This window comes from Sphaerospermopsis aphanizomenoides BCCUSP55, assembly GCF_001586785.1.
GTDB lineage: Bacteria > Cyanobacteriota > Cyanobacteriia > Cyanobacteriales > Nostocaceae > Sphaerospermopsis_A > Sphaerospermopsis_A aphanizomenoides_A.
The window spans coordinates 1-18,911 of record NZ_LUFH02000110.1; the positions used below are offsets into that span (position 1 = coordinate 1).

Annotated in this window: 15 protein-coding genes and 1 pseudogene; 8 read left to right on the forward strand and 8 right to left on the reverse strand. The window is 36.5% G+C overall.

The window, feature by feature from the left end; all coding sequences use genetic code 11:
• Nucleotides 1-26: 26 nt before the first annotated feature.
• Both A0J48_RS22150 and A0J48_RS27520 read right to left on the reverse strand, forming a co-directional pair.
• Nucleotides 27-722, reverse strand: coding sequence for an acyltransferase (locus tag A0J48_RS22150; protein WP_200326764.1), 696 nt, complete (start codon nt 720-722; stop codon nt 27-29).
• A 753-nt stretch (nt 723-1,475) separates the two neighbouring features.
• On the reverse strand, nt 1,476-1,604 hold the full coding sequence (locus tag A0J48_RS27520) for a hypothetical protein (RefSeq protein ID WP_267910330.1): 129 nt from the start codon (nt 1,602-1,604) through the stop codon (nt 1,476-1,478).
• A gap of 460 nt (nt 1,605-2,064) precedes the next feature.
• On the opposite strand from A0J48_RS27520, the gene A0J48_RS22155 reads away from it, so the two are divergent.
• Both A0J48_RS22155 and glgP read left to right on the forward strand, forming a co-directional pair.
• On the forward strand, nt 2,065-2,367 hold the full coding sequence (locus tag A0J48_RS22155; protein WP_200326754.1) for a hypothetical protein: 303 nt from the start codon (nt 2,065-2,067) through the stop codon (nt 2,365-2,367).
• A gap of 511 nt (nt 2,368-2,878) precedes the next feature.
• Nucleotides 2,879-5,443 (forward strand): alpha-glucan family phosphorylase, encoded by a 2,565-nt coding sequence (gene glgP / locus A0J48_RS22160; protein WP_200326755.1) that lies wholly within the window; start codon nt 2,879-2,881, stop codon nt 5,441-5,443.
• Nucleotides 5,444-5,622: 179 nt separating this feature from the next.
• Here the strand turns inward: glgP and A0J48_RS22165 are convergent, their stop codons facing one another.
• The 4 genes from A0J48_RS22165 to A0J48_RS22180 all read right to left on the reverse strand — a co-directional run bounded on the left by A0J48_RS22165 (nt 5,623) and on the right by A0J48_RS22180 (nt 7,845).
• Nucleotides 5,623-6,060 (reverse strand): DUF29 domain-containing protein, encoded by a 438-nt coding sequence (locus tag A0J48_RS22165; RefSeq protein ID WP_200326756.1) that lies wholly within the window; start codon nt 6,058-6,060, stop codon nt 5,623-5,625.
• A gap of 226 nt (nt 6,061-6,286) precedes the next feature.
• Complete coding sequence (locus A0J48_RS22170) at nt 6,287-7,234, reverse strand: RpnC/YadD family protein (RefSeq protein WP_200326757.1); 948 nt, start codon at nt 7,232-7,234, stop codon at nt 6,287-6,289.
• A 62-nt stretch (nt 7,235-7,296) separates the two neighbouring features.
• Nucleotides 7,297-7,617: a DUF5615 family PIN-like protein gene (locus tag A0J48_RS22175; protein WP_234301095.1), complete on the reverse strand. Its 321-nt coding sequence runs from the start codon at nt 7,615-7,617 to the stop codon at nt 7,297-7,299.
• A 12-nt stretch (nt 7,618-7,629) separates the two neighbouring features.
• Nucleotides 7,630-7,845: a DUF433 domain-containing protein gene (locus tag A0J48_RS22180; RefSeq protein WP_200326758.1), complete on the reverse strand. Its 216-nt coding sequence runs from the start codon at nt 7,843-7,845 to the stop codon at nt 7,630-7,632.
• A gap of 327 nt (nt 7,846-8,172) precedes the next feature.
• Here A0J48_RS22180 and A0J48_RS22185 point away from each other — a divergent pair, with 327 nt between their 5' ends.
• The 4 genes from A0J48_RS22185 to A0J48_RS22200 all read left to right on the forward strand — a co-directional run bounded on the left by A0J48_RS22185 (nt 8,173) and on the right by A0J48_RS22200 (nt 13,204).
• Complete coding sequence (locus tag A0J48_RS22185; RefSeq protein WP_200326759.1) at nt 8,173-8,370, forward strand: hypothetical protein; 198 nt, start codon at nt 8,173-8,175, stop codon at nt 8,368-8,370.
• 131 nt (nt 8,371-8,501) lie between these two features.
• Complete coding sequence (locus A0J48_RS22190; protein WP_200326765.1) at nt 8,502-11,417, forward strand: CHAT domain-containing protein; 2,916 nt, start codon at nt 8,502-8,504, stop codon at nt 11,415-11,417.
• Nucleotides 11,418-11,420: 3 nt separating this feature from the next.
• Nucleotides 11,421-11,795 carry a hypothetical protein gene (locus tag A0J48_RS22195; RefSeq protein WP_200326760.1) on the forward strand — a complete coding sequence of 125 codons (375 nt, stop codon included), beginning with the start codon at nt 11,421-11,423 and terminating at the stop codon, nt 11,793-11,795.
• An 8-nt stretch (nt 11,796-11,803) separates the two neighbouring features.
• Nucleotides 11,804-13,204 carry a hypothetical protein gene (locus A0J48_RS22200; RefSeq protein ID WP_200326761.1) on the forward strand — a complete coding sequence of 467 codons (1,401 nt, stop codon included), beginning with the start codon at nt 11,804-11,806 and terminating at the stop codon, nt 13,202-13,204.
• A gap of 242 nt (nt 13,205-13,446) precedes the next feature.
• On the opposite strand, the gene A0J48_RS22205 is transcribed toward A0J48_RS22200, so the two are convergent.
• Both A0J48_RS22205 and A0J48_RS22210 read right to left on the reverse strand, forming a co-directional pair.
• A complete protein-coding gene (locus tag A0J48_RS22205; RefSeq protein WP_200326766.1) occupies nt 13,447-14,187 on the reverse strand; it encodes a DUF429 domain-containing protein in 741 nt (246 codons plus the stop codon).
• A 38-nt stretch (nt 14,188-14,225) separates the two neighbouring features.
• Nucleotides 14,226-15,668: a GTP-binding protein gene (locus tag A0J48_RS22210; RefSeq protein WP_200326762.1), complete on the reverse strand. Its 1,443-nt coding sequence runs from the start codon at nt 15,666-15,668 to the stop codon at nt 14,226-14,228.
• 424 nt (nt 15,669-16,092) lie between these two features.
• On the opposite strand from A0J48_RS22210, the pseudogene A0J48_RS22215 reads away from it, so the two are divergent.
• Together A0J48_RS22215 and A0J48_RS22220 are read left to right on the forward strand one after the other, a co-directional pair.
• Nucleotides 16,093-17,826, forward strand: a pseudogene (locus tag A0J48_RS22215) (EAL domain-containing response regulator).
• 12 nt (nt 17,827-17,838) lie between these two features.
• Nucleotides 17,839-18,660 carry a class I SAM-dependent methyltransferase gene (locus A0J48_RS22220; protein ID WP_200326763.1) on the forward strand — a complete coding sequence of 274 codons (822 nt, stop codon included), beginning with the start codon at nt 17,839-17,841 and terminating at the stop codon, nt 18,658-18,660.
• The last annotated feature ends 251 nt before the right edge of the window (nt 18,661-18,911 follow it).

The following is an 18,911-nucleotide window of genomic DNA, read 5'->3' on the forward strand; positions in this document are numbered from 1 at the left end:
ACACCCCACACCCCACACCCCACACCCTACACCCTACACCCTACATCCTGCAACCCAGTTCTGCTTTTAATCACTTTTGCCGGTATACCCACCGCAACAGAGTAAGCAGGAATATCTTTACTGACTACTGCTCCCGCACCAATGATACTACCTTTACCAATGGTCACGCCATCTAATACAGTGACTCCATGTCCTAACCAACAGTCATCTTCAATAACAATTCCCTGACGAGTCACACCTTGCTGTTTGATTGGTGATAATGGATCAGAAAAATTATGATTATTGGCATAGATACCAGTCTGAGATGCAATCATACATTGCTTGCCAATTCTTATGTCTCCAGGCCCAGCAATACAGACGTTAGGAGCAATAAAAGTATCTTCATCAATATGAATATGGGTATTATCCAGACAACCTATATCCACGTTGCGCTCAATTGCTACTCCCTTTCCTAAATGAATTCTGTTGTTTGGGTGTCCTTTGGCATCTAGACGGACATTTTTGAAAATGTGTACTCCATTACCAATTTCGATCCCAGCAGTACGCAGAAATTCTACGCCATGCTGAATGTACACTTTTTCACCCATAGAGGCAAAAATACGACGATATAGTAACCTTCTCAAGTGGGGGCCTAGGACAATAGTAGGAATATCTCCTAACAAAGTAGTTATTAAAAGTTCTTGGAATCGCTCTAATTTTGCAGAATATTGCTGGTTAATCATGGGTAAAACATCTCCAATCAATTGTTTTGACAAGAGTGAAAATTTCTCTTGTCTTGTATTTTTGTTTCTGGTGTTCCTAGTATTCCTAGATGCAGTTAATCAGTGATGTAAGTCGCTATTGAGGAGTCAGAAGGCGCGTTACAGGAAAGAGGGACAAGTTCAGAAGTACCGAGTAGTGAGTAACCCCATAACTTTCTGCTGCACATTTTTTACTCAACACTCAGTAAATAAGAAACAATCAGAGTGCATCGACAAAAATCGCCAAGCTTTTTATATACCTATTGATATAGTTATCGTCTGTCTGCCAAATACTTCCTGTCAGATGGCTTTTATGCGTTTGCTACCAAACTCATATCAATAGGCTATATAACAACAAAAAGACATCTAGTAAGACAGTAATCAAGGTTTTCTCTCACTACTCTCACTGTTTTACTTAACTTACAATGTAATTTTTGTTGCTTAACAAATCAGCTATCAGCAGTCAGCTATCAGCAAAAAACCTGAAGATTAACACAACAATGGTGATACCAATTTGACCCAACAATGGGATGGATGGAATTGTGAAAAACATATCCCGTCGGTATTTCACAATCTAAAATCCCAAATGGTTTCAACAATTGTCAATTGTCAATTGTCAATTGATAATTCAGCCATTTAACTCTTCCAAATTAGGTAGCGACATTGTTTTGGATAAAAGCAGTTTTCTAGCGACTGAATGCTAAGAATATAATTAGTATTTTTAAGTATAAAAATCTAAGGTGGAGTGTCACCCACTTCTGCCATCACATTGAAATTGACCATAGGTGCAAACAAGTAAGCACTTCCCCGATTGCTATGACGGCTTTCTGGTAAAGAATTTCTAAAGAATGCTGCTCTAATCATGTTGCACACAAATGATTTACAGGCTAACCAAATCACGCTTTTAATGACATCGGCGGTTTCAAGTTAATAATTAATTCCAACGATAACACAATTTATTTTTCATGGATAATCTTTTCGCAAAAATCCGTCGATTCTCTAGGATTTGTATCTGTAACAATTGAGATATATAGGAATCCGGTTTGGTTTCTGAATTTACTTGTGTAGGCAGGCAAAAGGCAAGAGGCAAAAGGCAAAAGGGTTTTATAGAATTTAGGTGTACTGAGTTTTGTATGGCTACGCCACGCAAGCTATCAAAAATCAAATAGTAGTCCTATAGCTGATTTTAAACTTCTTACTGACTGCTGACTACTGACGGCTGATAACGTAGCTTGGTGTAAGTTTTATGCTTACAAAAATTTAACAATACAAATTCCACTTACAAAGTAAAATATCTCTTTTAACTGACACAGATGGTTGGCGTATGATCGCAATTAAAGAAATTGTGCAGCAAGCTTTAGATACTGGCTATTTGAGTGTTATGGCACAAGACCAGATCCATAAACTTCTGCAAACTAATTATGACTCAGAAGACTTAGATGCTTTGATTATTCTGCACCGTTCTATTGCGGACAATGAGGTCAAACAAGAGACAATAAATCAGAAAAATTACTGTTTTGTTAAAGATAAGGATGCTTCATCCAATATCAAACTAGCTTATCAAATTGCTGCCGAGATGGCTTTTGCTGCTGCACTAGCTCTCAGTATGCCATATAATACCAATTGAAAATTCAAAATTCAAAACTCAAAATATAGCCTCCGGCGAGTCCCTGTGTTTTTCCATGAAATCCAAAGGTAACATACAGCATATTGCAGATCAATAAGGTACATTTTATGACAAAGCCTTGCAGCAAAATGGGTTTACTGCTGACCGCTGACTGCTGAAAGCTGCTATATCAGAGTTAGGAATTACGGTGGCAATTCCGATACTCAAACTTATTAAAAAATAATTAAGATTTTTGGATTCATTGCTAGATGTACATAATGTAATTTTCTGGTGACGAGTATGGGTAATGCCAAGTTAGTCTATCAGGAGTATGGCTTAAGCCAAGCCGTGCTAGTAGGTTGAGGACATTTGCCCATAAAACTACTAACTGTCAACTCTAGCAAAGAGTGAGAGAAAAATTCTCAATGCCAATAAAGTCATCAAAAATTCACAAACTTAGTATAAAGAATTGGCAACATTGGGTAAAGACGGTAAACAATAACCATATCTGAATTAGAACTTTTGCCAAACTATGCAGCCAATTCGCACATTTAACGTTTCTCCTTCACTACCTCAACGACTAGAACCTCTGCGGAAACTAGCATACAATCTACATTTTGATTGGAATGTTGAGAGTAAAGACTTATTTCGTCGTTTAGATCCAGATTTGTGGGAGTCTAGCCATCATAACCCGGTGTTAATGCTGGGTACTATCAGTCAAGGGCGGCTATTGGAAGTTGTGGAAGATGAAGGCTTCCTGGCACAAATGGATCGTGCTGCCCGTCAATTAGAAGATTATTTGCAGGAGCGCACTTGGTATAATAAACAACGAGAACAGACACCAAAGGAATGCTACGCTTACTTTTCCGCCGAGTTTGGATTGGTGGATTGTTTACCTGTCTATTCTGGCGGTTTGGGAGTTCTGGCAGGAGATCACCTCAAATCTGCTAGTGATTTGGGATTACCGTTGGTTGGTGTGGGTTTACTCTATCAACAAGGTTACTTTGCCCAGTATCTCAATGCTGATGGTTGGCAACAAGAACGTTACCCCATCAACGATTTTTATAATATGCCCTTGCATTTGGAACGTAACCCCGATGGCACAGAGCTACGGATTGCGGTAGATTATCCAGGACGCAAGGTATACGCTAGGGTGTGGCGTGTGCAGGTGGGAACTGTTCCCCTGTATATGCTGGATACTAATATTGAACCCAACAAGGCTTATGACCACGACATCACCGACCAGTTGTATGGTGGTGATATTGATATGCGTATCCACCAGGAAATTATGCTGGGCATCGGTGGTGTGCAGATGTTAAAAGCTTTGGGTTATGAGGTAACAGCTTACCACATGAATGAAGGCCATGCTGCCTTCTCGGCTTTAGAACGCATCCGCATTTTAATTCAGGAACAAGGTTTAAGTTATGCCCAAGCTAAACAGGTAGTAGCTTCTAGTAATATCTTTACTACCCACACTCCTGTACCTGCGGGGATTGATTTATTTCCACCAGATAAGATTTTGTATTATTTGGGGTATTACGCAGATATCTTTGGTTTGCCTAAAGAACAGTTTTTAGGACTAGGACGGGAAAATACTGGTGATTTATCCGCGCCTTTTAGTATGGCGGTGTTGGCATTGAAGATGGCGACATTTTCTAATGGTGTGGCACAGTTGCACGGTGTGGTCTCGCGGCAAATGTTCCATGGTTTGTGGAAGAAAGTACCAGTTGATGAAGTACCAATTGCAGCAATTACTAATGGTGTTCATGCTCGCAGTTGTGTCTCTAAATCTACTCAGGAGTTATACGATCGCTATCTTGGCCCAAACTGGTCATCGGTAGCACCAGATAGTCCATTGTGGGAACGGATGGACTCTATTCCTGATGAGGAGTTATGGCGGAATCACGAACGCTGCCGTCTGGATATGATTTTGTATGTGCGGGATCATTTGGTCAAGCATTTACGCGATCGCGGTGCTTCTGCTTCTGATATTGCCCAGGCACAGGAAGTTCTCGATCCCAATGTTCTGACTATTGGTTTTGCCCGTCGCTTTGCTACCTACAAACGCGCAACTCTCTGGATGCGTGATTTAGAGCGGATTAAGCGAATTTTGTTGGGTAACAAACATCGCAAAGTGCAGTTTGTCATTGCTGGTAAAGCACACCCGAAAGATATTCCCGGTAAAGAACTGATTCGGGATATTAATCACTTTATCCGCGAACACCATTTAGAAAAACAGGTGGTGTTTGTGCCTAACTACGACATTCACATTGCCCGGTTGATGGTGGCAGGTTGTGATATTTGGTTAAATACTCCCCGTCGTCCCCGTGAAGCTTCCGGTACTAGCGGCATGAAGGCAGCGATGAATGGACTGCCTAATTTAAGCGTACTCGATGGTTGGTGGGATGAGGCTGATTATGTCCGCACTGGTTGGGCAATTGGACATGGGGAAAATTACGAAGATCCTAATTATCAGGATGAAATAGAAGCTAACGCCCTGTATGAGTTGTTAGAAAAAGAAGTTGTACCTTTATTTTATGATCACCGGGATGAGGATGGTTTACCCCGTCCTTGGGTGGCGAAAATGAAGGATGCAATTCGGTTGAATTGTCCTTTCTTTAATACTGCGCGGATGGTACGGGAATATGCACAAAGGGCTTATTTTCCCGCCAGCGATCGCTATCATACTCTCACAGTTGATAATTATGCCCCAGCTAAGGAATTAGCAGATTGGAAAGCAAAATTAAGTGAACATTGGTTTAACATCAAAATCAAAGATATTGATGTGTCCGCAGCGTCAGAAATTGAAGTTAATCAAACTGTGTCTGTAAAAGCTAAGGTTGATTTGGCAACTTTAATCAATGATGATGTGCGGGTGGAATTATATCAAGGTTCAATTGATGCTAATGGTGAAATTGTTAATGCTGTACCTGTTGTCATGGATTATCAAGGACAGGATAGCGAAGGTTTAAGTATTTACACAGCCGATCTCACCTACACTACCTCTGGTTTGCAGGGTTTATCGTTGCGTGTTTTACCACAGAACCAATATCTTGCTAATCCTTATGAACCCAGGTTAATTGCTTGGGCTGAGTAAGACAATTTTGGATTTTGGATTTTGGATTTTGGATTATTTATCTAAAGTCTAAAATCTAAAATCTTTTAATGAAGGCAGGAGGCAGAAGGGAGGAGGCAGAAAAAAATGTATATTCCCTGTTCCCTACCTACACAAGTAAATTTAGAAACCAAATCGGATTCCTATATTATTAGTATTTATTAGTTTTCTTGGTTGGGAAACCAATCTTCATCTAAAGCTTGGGAGAGAGTAATTTCCGCTTCTGGGGGAAGTGTAAATAGTTTAGAAACAGATTTTCTAGCGACAGGATAGGCTTTTTCATACATAGTAACAAGTTGAGATTTGAGGCTGGGGCTATCTTCTAATCTTGTTTGAATTTGGGAACGAAAGTTAACAATTTCTGAAGCCCAGTGATTACCTGATCTTGGTTTTTCCGATTCCCAATAGGCTAGTTTTAAAAGATGTTCTAAAAGCCGGGTTAAAAGACTCATCAATGCCCGTTTATCATTTTTCCCCATGCTTTCTATTTCTTCTATTAAATTTTCCCAATCTATATCATTAAAATCTCGTTCTCGCAGTTTTTGTACTGTTTCTTGTATCCATTGGTTATAGTCGGTTTCATAGGGTGTTGAGGTCATTTTTTCTTCTGTTAGGTTTATAGGAGTTCTTTATTTCATAACCGTAAACAGTTTTTACTTTATAGATTTTATCTGTTTTTGGTCAGAATCGGGTGGTTATCGAGTTTCGACTACGTTCAACTACCGCGAAGTCGAGATAATATCCAGGATTTAAGGATTTACATAATGAAGATTTTGATCAATCCCTGAATTAATAAGGATAGAATAAATCAGGGATATAATATCATTAACTTTCCTGTAATTCGGCATCAATTAAATTTTGCATTTCCTCCAAAGAATTAACACTAATACTCGATAAAAGCAGATTTTCCAAAATAGTTATATCTTCAATTTTTTTCAGAGAATCGCTCATCAATTCGGGGACAGAGTTAAATCTATTGGACAGAATTTTGATAATATTGTTTTGGCAGTTTTTCCTAGTACCACGTGCTTCTGCCATTTCTTCAATAGGACTGATAAAAGGCATATTTAACTCCTTTTCATGTTGTTCTAATTTGTGGTTGAATGCAGTTTGTAATGGTGGTGGTAAGGTCATCATTTTATCAATGAACTTAACTAAGTTGATAATATCAAATCTCGTTAAGCCTTTTTGATATAATGGTCTGACTATGTTCCATTTCCATTGTTCTCGTTGCGTTAAGTCTTTAGTCGTGGCTTTGGTTTTCAGATGTGCCATGACTATTATAGCAAACAAGTTGTTACTGGTGGTTAGGTCTGACCATTGATAGTCTAATAGCTTCACAATACTAAATTGCATTTTTACGAAACTATCATCTAAGCCATATTCATAACTATTCGGTCGCCATTTTTCGTCTTCATCTCCTAAGATGGCTAAACTGATGACTGGTTTATGAAATAAATCAAAGGAACGATAGTTATAGATGTACATTCTTTGGGTAAATTCTTTGTCATATTGACTTTGTACTTCTATGTGGATCAAAATCCAGATGACTTCATTATTTAATAGCCAAACTTGAAACAATTTATCCGCATAGCGTTTTTTAGTTTGACTAGATGCGGTAATTTGTTCTAGTTCTTTATCGAGGGAGATGGGGGTTTTACTCCAATCTATTTTTGTGTGTAGGTTGGGGTAAAAGAACTGGATGAATGATTCAAAATATTGTGTAATCGCTTCTTTCCAAGTTTGATCATAGTTGGCGGTTGTTTCTGTCATTTTTTTTGTCTGAATCAGGATGTCCAAGATTTAAGGATGTGATTGTTAAATAGTAAATTACACTAGATGATAGAAATTTCTTGATAATCACATAAGTTAGTTGCATTGATGACAGAACAAATTTTATCAACTTGTGTTCTAATTTTTGGCCATGAAGTTGATAGTAAAACCACAATAGCAATTTGACGTTCACTCAAATTTTGTTGATAACGCAAATTCTGATCTGTTGTAACAAGTATTTGATATCCTTTATTTTCAGCAGCTTTTAATAAATCTCCATTGGATAAATTAGACCATCCTTCTTCGTAAGCTGTGGTTACAGAATGATCTGTTAAATATTTTCGTAATGGTACAGGAGTTCCCTGATCAAAAAGAATTTTCATCTCCAATTATATCTAAGCAGTTAATTTTTCAAGCTCATAATTAAGTACAGCTTCAACTTGTGATCTTTGCACAGGTGGAAACCATTCCAAAAATTCATCTACTGTTGCACCATCACGCAAATTTTCAAATAATGCAGCTACCGGAACTCTTGTTCCTCGAAATACCCATGCGCCACTTAATTTATCAGCTTGTCTTTCTATTGCATCTAAAGTTTCCCATCCTTTCATCACTTATTCCTCTTTGGTAAATGGAAAAGTTACACTTAGATAAATTATAAACTAGCAATTGTCAGCATCAGATTTTTTTGTCAGAATCAGGATTTCCAGGATTTGAGGATTTACAGGATGTGATTCTCATTAAATTAAATTAGATTCCAGTCGGTTAAAACCGACTTTAGCTTTGAGACAGGGAATTTATTCCCTGGATCATGGATTGCATAAGGATGTCAGAATCAGGATGTCCAAGATTTCAGGATTTACAGGATACAATTTTCCGAAATAGGGGAAAATGCTATTGAAGCATCATTAAATGTTACCCTCACCCCACCCTAATTTATGGATGAACAGCGTCTCCAGGCATATCAACAGCTAATTCAACAATTGCTAAATTGCCCAAATGGTGAAGAACCGGCAATATTAGAAGCTAACAGCGAATTATTAGATGCTGACTTTTTACAGGTGGTACCCACATTCCGCACTTCGTTTTGTAATATACAAAGACTACAAAAATTGGGGTTAATGGTCGTTGAATAGCGATCGCCAAAGGTCTGTAGTTCATACGTTTAAATACTGAATTATGTCAACATTTTTTGTCAAATTAATTGAAGTATTAACGTATGACATTTTGAAGTGCGGAATGTGGGGTGGTAGTAAGGTTAGCGGGGATGTTTTCCCAGGAGGGAGAGGAAAATACTGCTAACTGGTTACTGGCTTTAGCATCTCAACTGAGTGAAAAGTTAAATATACCCCTATATGAAAATACTCCAAAAACAGAAACCCCAGTTAATGAAGCTGATATTGAAACTTATCAAAAATTTTTATTAGAAGTATTAAAGAAAATCGCAGAAAATGAAGATAATCCCCAGGTAGTTTATCCCCTACTTGCAGCGAATACAGATAAATTAGATGGTACGTTTGCTCAATTATTACGGGATTGGGCAACAAAAACACTAAAAGACGCAGAACCACATACAGCACAATCCCTAGCTGGAGTTATAGGTAATTTTAGTAATCTGATTCGAGAATTTCGTTTAGGTGATCAAGCCGATAACATCGAAATTGCTATCACTGGTTATGACATAGTTTCCTCAGTCTATACCCGTCCCACTTCCCCGAAAAATTGGGCAATGACGAAAAATAATTTGGGTAATGCCTACTTAAACAGAATCAGGGGAAATAAAGCCGATAACATTGAAATTGCGATCGCTGCTTATACTGATGCTTTAGAAGTCAGAACCCGCACTGATTTTCTTGTAGATTGGGCAACCACGCGAAATAATCTGGGGGCTGCCTACAGTGAGAGAATCAGGGGAGATAAAGCCGATAACATTGAAATTGTGATCGCTGCTTATACTGATGCTTTAGAAGTCAGAACCTGCACGGCTTTTCCTCAAAAAAGGGCAACGACGCAAAATAATTTGGGGGTTGCCTACCGTAAGAGAATCAAGGGAGATAAAGCGGATAATCTGGAAAAGGCTATTGCTGCTTTTTCTGATGCTTTAGAATTTTATACACGCACTGATGATTTTTCTCAAGATTGGGCAACGACGAAAAATAATCTGGGGAATGCCTACCGTGAGAGAATCAGGGGAGATAAAGCGGATAATCTGGAAAAGGCTATTGCTGCTTATACTAATGCTTTAGAATTTTATACGCGCACCGATGATTTTTCTCAAGATTGGGCAATGACGAAAAATAATCTGGGGGCTGCCTACAGTGAGAGAATCAGGGGAAATAAAGCGGATAATCTGGAAAAAGCTATTGCTGCTTATACTAATGCTTTAGAAGTCAGAACCCGCACCGCTTTTCCTGAAAAATGGGCAGAGACGCAAAATAATCTGGGGCTTGCCTACAGTAACAGAATCAGGGGAGATAAAAACGAGAATCTGGAAGAGGCCATTAAGGCTATCAATGCTTATACTAATGCTTTAGAGGTTTATACTCAAACAGATTTTCCTCAACATAACGCCCAAATTTTATCAAGTTTGGGTATTGCTTACCAAGAATCACAACAGTTAGATTTAGCTTACGATACCTTTAAATCTGCCATTGGAATTTTTGAAGATTTGCGCGGTGAAATTATTTCTGGAGAAGAAAGTAAACGCAAACAAGCGGAAGAATGGAATAAAATTTTTATACGTATGGTGCAAGTTTGTTTAGTATTGGGTAGAGAAACAGAAGCTATTGAATATATTGAACGCAGTAAAACTTGCAATTTAGTAGAAGAAATCCTTAACCGTGACTTAAAAACCATCTTCCCTCTTGCGGTTGTTACCCAGTTAGAGCAACTGCGAGATGAAATAGCGAGTGGACAGAATTTACTGCAAACTGGAAAGGTTAAGAATACTACATTTTTATGGCAACATCTTCAGAAATTACGACAACAACGGCAACAATTACAAGATACACATTTACCCATTGGTTATAGGTTTAATTTTGCATCATTAGAGAAAATAGTTGATAATGATACAGCAATAATTGAATGGTATATTACTTTTGATAAAATTCTCGCTTTTGTGATTCAACCAGGAGGTAAAGAAATCAAAATTTGGGAATCTTCATCAGTAGAAAGACAAGCTTTATTTGATTTGGCTAATGAATATGTAGGTAACTATAGAGAACAAAAACAAGTATGGAAAAATCAGTTAGAACAACAGTTACAAAAGTTAGCGTCAATCCTACACATTGAGGAAATTTTAGATAAAATACCGCTACAATGTGAAAAACTGATTTTGATTCCTCATCAATTTTTACACCTTTTCCCTCTCCATGCTTTACCCATAAGAAATTCATATTTAATGGATTTATTTCCTCAAGGTGTGGGTTATACACCAAGTTTACAAGTATTACAACAGGTTCAATTGCGTGAATGCAATGATTTTCAATCTTTATTTGCTATTCAAACACCCACAGAAGATTTATATGGAAGAGATTTAGGTGCAGTTTCAGTGATTAAAAAGCAGTTTAGTAACAGTGATATTTTAAAACAAGATAAAGCTAAAGAATCAGCAATTATTCCAAATAATAAAAATTTGACGGAAGCTAATAATCTCTTTTTCTTTTGTCATGGTTATTTCAATGTTAATATTCCTCTCAATTCTGGTTTAAAATTAGCGGATAAAATTCTCACTTTAGGAGATATTATCACTCATATTAAATTAGAAAATTGTCGTTTAGTTACTCTGGCTGCTTGCGAAACAGGCATGATAGATGGTACAAATATTAGTGATGAATATATTGGTTTACCTAATGGTTTTCTGTTAGCTGGTAGCACCAATATAGTTGGTAGTTTGTGGACTGTTAGTGCAATAGCTACGGCTTTATTAATGGTAAGATTTTATGAGCAGTTACAACATCAAAATAATATAGTCTTGGCTTTACAAAATTCCCAAAGATGGTTAAGAGATGCAACGATAGCAGACTTTAGGAAATGGCTAATTAAATCAAATCTTGATGAAGATTGGCAAGATGAATTAGATGATTATTTTCAAGTAGAAGAACGAAAAAAAGGAAAAGATACTAAAATATTTGTATCTCCTTTTTATTGGTCAGCTTTTTGTGCAATTGGTAAAGGAGTTTAAAAAATGTCTGCTTATCAAAGAACTATTCTAGCTTTTGTACAAGTTATTGAATCTGAACCAGCTTTATTTTCTCCAGAAGACTGGTTAAGTCTTACTGAATTAATAGATAGTCTACCAAATGATTCAGAAGAAATAGCTAATGGAATTAGAAACTGGTTAAAATTAGATTCAAGAAGTCAAATTAATGAGGTGTTTAAAAATAAAAGACAAGAAATTCCTTCTTCTTTAAATGATGATGGTCAAACTTTAGGTGCTGGTGGTACAAAATCAACCACACCTGCAAACCAACAGAGTGAATCTTCTAAAGAACTGATTCAAAATGCTATAAAATTAAATTCACCTTTATCTGATGATAAAAAATCCCCACCAAAACCATAACTATAACCGTGAAGAATTTTAGTCTTACCCTCTATGCTTTTCATTTGCGACACACTCTTGCACATACACCTGATCAAGTTGTGGCAAATGCCAGCCTTCTATGGGATAATTTAGTTAATATTGGTGTTTCTTCCTTTCCTGCTACCAGTTTAAAAGATATCAAATCTCAATTAATTTGTTATGACAATGGTAACTATGCACCTCAAAAGGAGATAGGAAGAAAAACCGAATGGTTAACCAATTCCCAAGATTTAGATTTAGGAAGTTTTACAACTACACAGGGTGGGAAAATTAATGTCAATTTACAACCCTTTTTACTTAATGACACCTACGCAGTTGATTTAACCTTTATTCCAGAATCAGAAAATAATATTGATATTAATATATCAGAAATTCAAAATTTTAAACCTGATAATTTATTACCTGACAAACTTCAAGCATCATTAGGACAAAGTTTATGGATTTATGGAGGAGTTGACGCAAACGAAGATTGTCAATTATTAGCAGAAAAAATTGCTAACGCTTTATTTGCAAATACAGGGTTTAATACTTTTTTAAATGACTCAGGAAATTTGTTCGATAGTGAATTATTTATTTATCAAACATATCAAAATAATCAAGTCAATAACCCGGTAGCACAAAGCCAAATTATTATCCAATTAAATAAACCAATTAATCATCCACAAATTGATACATTACAACTTCAAAGAACTGCTTACAACTGGTTACGAGATTTATTATGCTGTGATCATAAAATTTTGTTTCTTAATTACATAGCAAGTCAAAGTTACCAAAATGAGAGAAATATTCACAGTTATGTAGAGAATACAATTCAGGAATTTCAAGATTTAATATCGAAACCAAACATTAAAATATCAGACTTGCAGCAATTATTATTAGACATTCCTAAAAAAAGTTTTGATTATACACGCTGTTTACAGGATTTACAAACCCATAATACCGCAATTCAGACTAATATTAAAAATTTTCAAATCTGTTTAAATAAAATTACAGCAATCAATAATCAAATCAGTCCCCAATTTTGGCAAGATTTTCTAAATAAAGAATGTCAAAAATGGCAAGAACAAATACAAACCAATATTAATTATCTCACTCCAGGACAAGAATTGTTTAGTCAATTAATTGATACAATTCGTGGTATTGTAGAGATAGAACAAACAAAAAGAGATAGATCCTTAGAAACAACAGTACAAATATTAGGAATCGGTTTCGGTGGTGGTGCAATATTTTCTGGTGTGATAGTTCAACACATTGATAAAATTAACCAACCCATACCAATCATTTCTCCCAACAGTCCACCTAATCCATTTTATGCTTCTTTAATTTTAAGCATTATTGCTACAATTTTATTTATTGCCTTTGGTTGGTTAATTACTAAACGGAAATAACATGATATTTTTGGGATATTTCCTCACAGATTTATAGCTATAGCCATCAAGATTAGGACGTAGGGGTTTAGCAATGCTAAACCCCTACAGGATTCAGGATTTAAATTTGATTTTAGTGGGAGTTTGATGAGATGTCCTAACTACTCTGTCTACAGCTATAGAAGAAAAAATATCTCTCAAACTCTCATTCCTCCGTGTACTCTGTGCCTGGAGTGGTTCGTTCATTCTATAATCTAGAAATTTTAACTACAAATTCTCTGGGGTACAACGATATAACCTGTACTTTCGTCTCCTAAAACTATGTTTTTTTCTGTTCCCCAAAACCACCAATAAGCACCAACATAAGCACAAATTACACTATCTAATTTGTCTTCTGTTTCTTTGAGTTGTCGTCCTGTGTTGGGGATTTCTGAAGGAAACGAACCGCAGAGGCGCAGAGAACGCAGAGGAGGAAATAGTGAAGGGAGAATATCGAGAATATAATTTTGTAGTTTGATTAGTTCTAAACGCCGTTCTTGGATTTTTCCTTTTTTATATTTCAAGATTTTTTCTAATCCAAATAAGTTAACTATTGCTGGGTGGGGAAATACTTCAATTTGATATCTTCCTGGTTTTTGGGTTTCAATATTGGGTGCATGACTAAAACCACGAGATTCTAATTCTAAGCCAAAATTAATAGTGCGTTCTGCAAAGGCTAAATTTTGGTTAGCTGGGTAGCATCCGGCGTGATATTTACCAAAGTATTTATGACTGAGTTTATCTGGTAAACGACTACCTGTAGAGTTGGGAATTAATGTGGGTGCATCTACAGCAATAATGGCTGGTTCTTCTGGTTTTACGGTTTTATCTATCCAGACAAAGATATCTGCAATACTATCTCGACGATCTAGATCTAGTAATTCTAATTTTCCCTCTGTTAATTGTAAACAACATAATCCGCTAGGTTGGGAAGTCCAACCAAAATCTATACCGATAAATTTCATCATAATTGGGTAATTGGTAAATTGATTACTGTCACCTGTCACCTGTCACCTCTTACCTTTGTCAATAATTCATCTTTAATGCGGTTCAAAATTGAAGTTTCATCTAAAGTTGACAAAATTTGACTAACTACTGCTTTTGGTCCTTCTGGTCCCCAAGTTGCCCCATTAGCTAAATAAGCCTTGGTAACTTGCCCAATACCATAAGAAGAAACACCTGCCACACCTGCTTGAGTTATGGCTACGGATATATAAGGACCAAGGGCAACTCCAGCTGTAGCTGATGCAGAAATACCCAATAAGGTTTTTAGACCACTCAAGCCCAAGTTTGCCAGCAGTTCACTGACTCCAATTCCGCCCATACTCAGGGCGATTTTTTGTAGTAACTGTACAGCACCGCTTTCTGTCATCTGGATACCGTAGAGTTTAGATAAACCTAAAATTAAAGTAATATCAATGACTACACTGCTAAGTATATCAACGACAGTCACAGGATTGAGTGCGATCGCAATAGCTTTGGTCATTACTGCTTTCCAAATCAACTGATTGGCGTTTTGTTCCCGAATTATTAATTTACGCTGAACAACTTGCTCATTCACCGTATCAGCATAAAGCATGGAATTCAAAGCCACCAAAGCCTTACCTTCCCGTTGCAGAATCTCTAAAATTTTCAGTTTTAGTTCATCTACTTGCGCTTGACCTTGACGCAACTGTAAACTTCTTTTACCATCAGCACCAATTACCGCAGTTTTAACTAAAGGTGAAGCCGCAGACATAACAATTTCGTCTGGTGATAGTAATTCTTTTACCCTCTCATCCCTGATTTTCTTGTAAATTGCTAATCTGTCAGCTTCTGGATACTGATCAACTTTGTTAAACACTAAAATTATTGGTTTACCGACTTCTCTTAACTGAGAAAGCGCCTCATGTTCTACTTTTGTCATATCCCCAGAAATCACAAACAGAATTAAATCTGCTTGTTTTGCTACCTGTTCAGCCAAAGCTGCCCTAGTTTCACCGTCTATTTCATCTAATCCCGGAGTATCAATTAATTCCACTTGAGACTGACCAGAAGCAGGTAACGTCACTTTTAGAGTACCAATTGCTTCTTCACTAATACTCCAATTCACCTTTTGTTCTGTACGAGTAACACCATGCAAAGGGCCTGTTTCAAAAACCACTTGACCCACCAAAGCATTAAGTAGAGAAGACTTACCACGTCCCACCATACCAAAGGCCGCAATCTGCACCACCATACTTTCTAATTTTAAAAGCATGGTTTCTAAGTCAGCGATTTCTGCTTCTAAGCCGGATTTTTCCTGGGTAGTAAGGTCAAGATTGTTAACTAAGTTTCGTAGTGCTGTTTTTGCTTGTTTATAGTTGAGTTCCGCTTGAATATCTGCAAACGTAAAAATAGCGGTATCTAGTTCTTCTTCCCAGTTGGGTGAATCACTGTGTTCGGGTTGGGGCAAGATAGATGTCATATCAATTTGCTGATTTTCAATTAACTGCAATTTGATCGTAAGCATTTAACCGTCAGTCAGGGAAGATTTGCAAAAACTTGCATGAAGAGGCTATCTTTAATTACTGACTATTTCAACTTACTACTTTTTCAACCTCAGATTGAGAATTCCTGTAGAACTCCTAAAAGTTCAGGAGTTGAGAAGTATGGCTAATGCTACGCTACACTATTAGGAATTCAGAATTTCAGGAGAAAAAAGGATAAAGAAGGAGAAAGAATTAATTTTTTTATTTTGTCTCCCCTACACCCCTACACCCTTACACCCCTACACCCTTTTCCTCCCCCTACACCCCTACACCCTTTTCCTCCCGCTACACCCGCATATTTTTATATTTAACAACTTGGGTTAAAAATCTAAATTATCACCTTTAATCAAGCATCACCTCATGAAGAAGATTTTGATAATTGAAGATGATTCCATGATGCGAGAGGTTATTCAGCAAATTCTCGACATTGAGGGATTCTTGACTATGACCGCAGAAAATGGCTGGCTGGGTTTACAGATGGTTGAACAGTATCAGCCTGATTTGATTATTTGCGATATAATGATGCCTGGGTTAGACGGATACAACCTGATTCAAACGTTAAGACAAAATCCCATCACTGCAACTATTCCTTTTATATTCCTCACCGGAAAAGTCGAACGATGTGATCTGCGTCAAGCAATGGAACTGGGTGCTGATGATTACTTAACTAAGCCATTTGAAGCACGTGAACTTTTAAAAGCAATTAAAACGCAATTCACAAAACGTACAGCAGTTACTCAATACTATGTCAATCAAATTCAGCGGATGGAGACTGAATTTATATATTTGGCTCGTCATGACAGCTTAACAGGTTTACCTAACCAACTTTTTTTGGAAGAGCATTTCCATCAAATCCGTCTTCAAGTTTACAACCAGCATCAAATACTACCTTTATTGCTCGTTGATGTAGATATCCTTTATCGGAATAAGTTATTTTTTGAAAGTAGCTTGAAGTATTTATTTATTAAAGCATTGGCAAAAAGATTAAATAATATAGAATCGCTAAATAATTCCATTGATTTAATCGCTCATTTAAAAACAGACCAATTAGTAATTTCTCTTAAACCAACCCAAAATATTAGAAATGTTGCCGATATTGCTCAACAGATTTTAGATAATTTATCACAACCTTTATTTATTAATAGCCAACAAGTATTTTTACAATCGAAAATAGGAATCGCTTGTTATCCCAATGATGGACTACAACTCAGTCAATTATTGACTTATGCAGAATTCGCTTTAGAACATTATCAGCCAGAAGATACGAGATTTTACCATTTTTATAGTCAAGAAATTCTAGATAATTTTTTCAGAAAAGTTATTTTAGAAACTGACTTACGTTATGCTTTAGAGAGAAATGAATTTCAACTTTATTACCAGCCTCAAGTTAACATCAAAACAGGAAAAGTAGTTTGTGTAGAAGCGTTAATCCGTTGGCGACATCCAGAATATGGTATGGTTTCTCCAGCAGAATTTATCCCAATTACTGAAGAATCTGGTTTTATTGTTACTTTAGGAGAATGGATACTTTAAACAGCTTGTTCTCAAATTAAAAATTTACAAACTGATAATTTGAAGGATTTGAAGGTAGCTGTAAATATATCAGCTTATCAGTTGAAAACAGAAAATTTCAGTGAAGATATTATTGATATTATTTCCGAAACAGGTATTGCCCGCGAATCACTTGAATTAGAATTGACTGAAACTGCATTTATTCAAGACATCGAATCAGTCAAGCAAAAATTAAATACTTTAGGTAATCAAGGAATTAAAATATCAATTGACGACTTTGGCACGGGTTATTCATCATTTAAATATCTGCAAGAATTTTCCTTTTATAATCTCAAAATAGATCGTTATTTTATTAGTAAAATTGACCATTTTCAACATAAACAGGCACTTGTAAAAAGTATCATTCAGACAGCAAATAATCTCAATCTCAATATTATTGCTGAAGGAGTAGAAACAGAAAATGAGTTAGCTTGGCTGAGACAAAATAATTGTGATATAGTACAAGGGTATTTTTTTAGTCCCCCTTTATCAATAGAAGAATTGAGGAAATTTTTGCTAGATAGAAATTCAAATTATGATTAATATATTGAATATATGAAAGAACTAGAACAAATTCAAAACTTATATCCCCAAGATTTAGAACTGAGAAAAAATTGGTATTCACCCGTAGCAGATGCTTACAACAAGGTAAGACCACGTTATCCCCAAGAAATTATTCATCGTGCTGTAGAAATAGCTCAACTTACTTCTGAAAGCAGGATTCTGGAATTAGGATGTGGTCCAGGAAATGCAACTGTATCTTTTGCTGAATTGGGTTTTTCAATGGTCTGTCTAGATCCCAGTCCAGCAGCTTGTCAGTTTGCTAGAAAAAACTGTGCAGCATATCCAAATGTAGCAATTCAACAAACGACTTTTGAAGAATGGAAATTAACACCAGGAAAATTTAAAGCTGTTTTAGCAGCAACTTCTTTTCATTGGATGAACCCGGAAACAGCTTATGTAAAAGCCGCTGATGCTTTACAGGAAGATGGTGGTTTAATTTTATTGTGGAATATGACACCTCAACCGGATTATGAAGTATACAAAAAATTGCATGAAGTTTATAAAATGTATGCTCCATCTTCTGCGAGATATGAAGATAGAATCACTCAAGAAAAAATAGTCAAATCTTTTGGACAAAAAGCCATTGATTCAGGTAAATTCAAAGACTTGGTTTATGATCATGTTCCATGTCAAGTAACTTATACCGTTGATGATTATTTATTGCTTTTAGGTACTCTTTCTCCATATTTAAAGTTAGAAGCATCTATTAGGGATGCTTTATTTGCTGGGTTACGGGAGAAGATTGAAGAAAATTACGGAGGAAGTATTGAGATTTATTACATTTCCGCTTTTCAAGTTGCCAGGAAGGTTTAGGTGAGGTTTGGCGCGATTCGCATTCCCACACAAGTTAACTTTGTACCCCCTTTTTGCGTCTTGGTCAGAAACATCAGCACTTTCCCCTCCGATAGACAAGGAGTGTCCGAAAAAGTAGTACAGTGAATCCCCAACCCGAAATTAGAGCGATCGCACTATTTAACAGCAGCAGCTTCTAACCTGTCCAATCTAAAATCTTGAATTTTGTTAGCTGCCACAACTTCCTGCCTGATTAACTTCACCTCAGACTC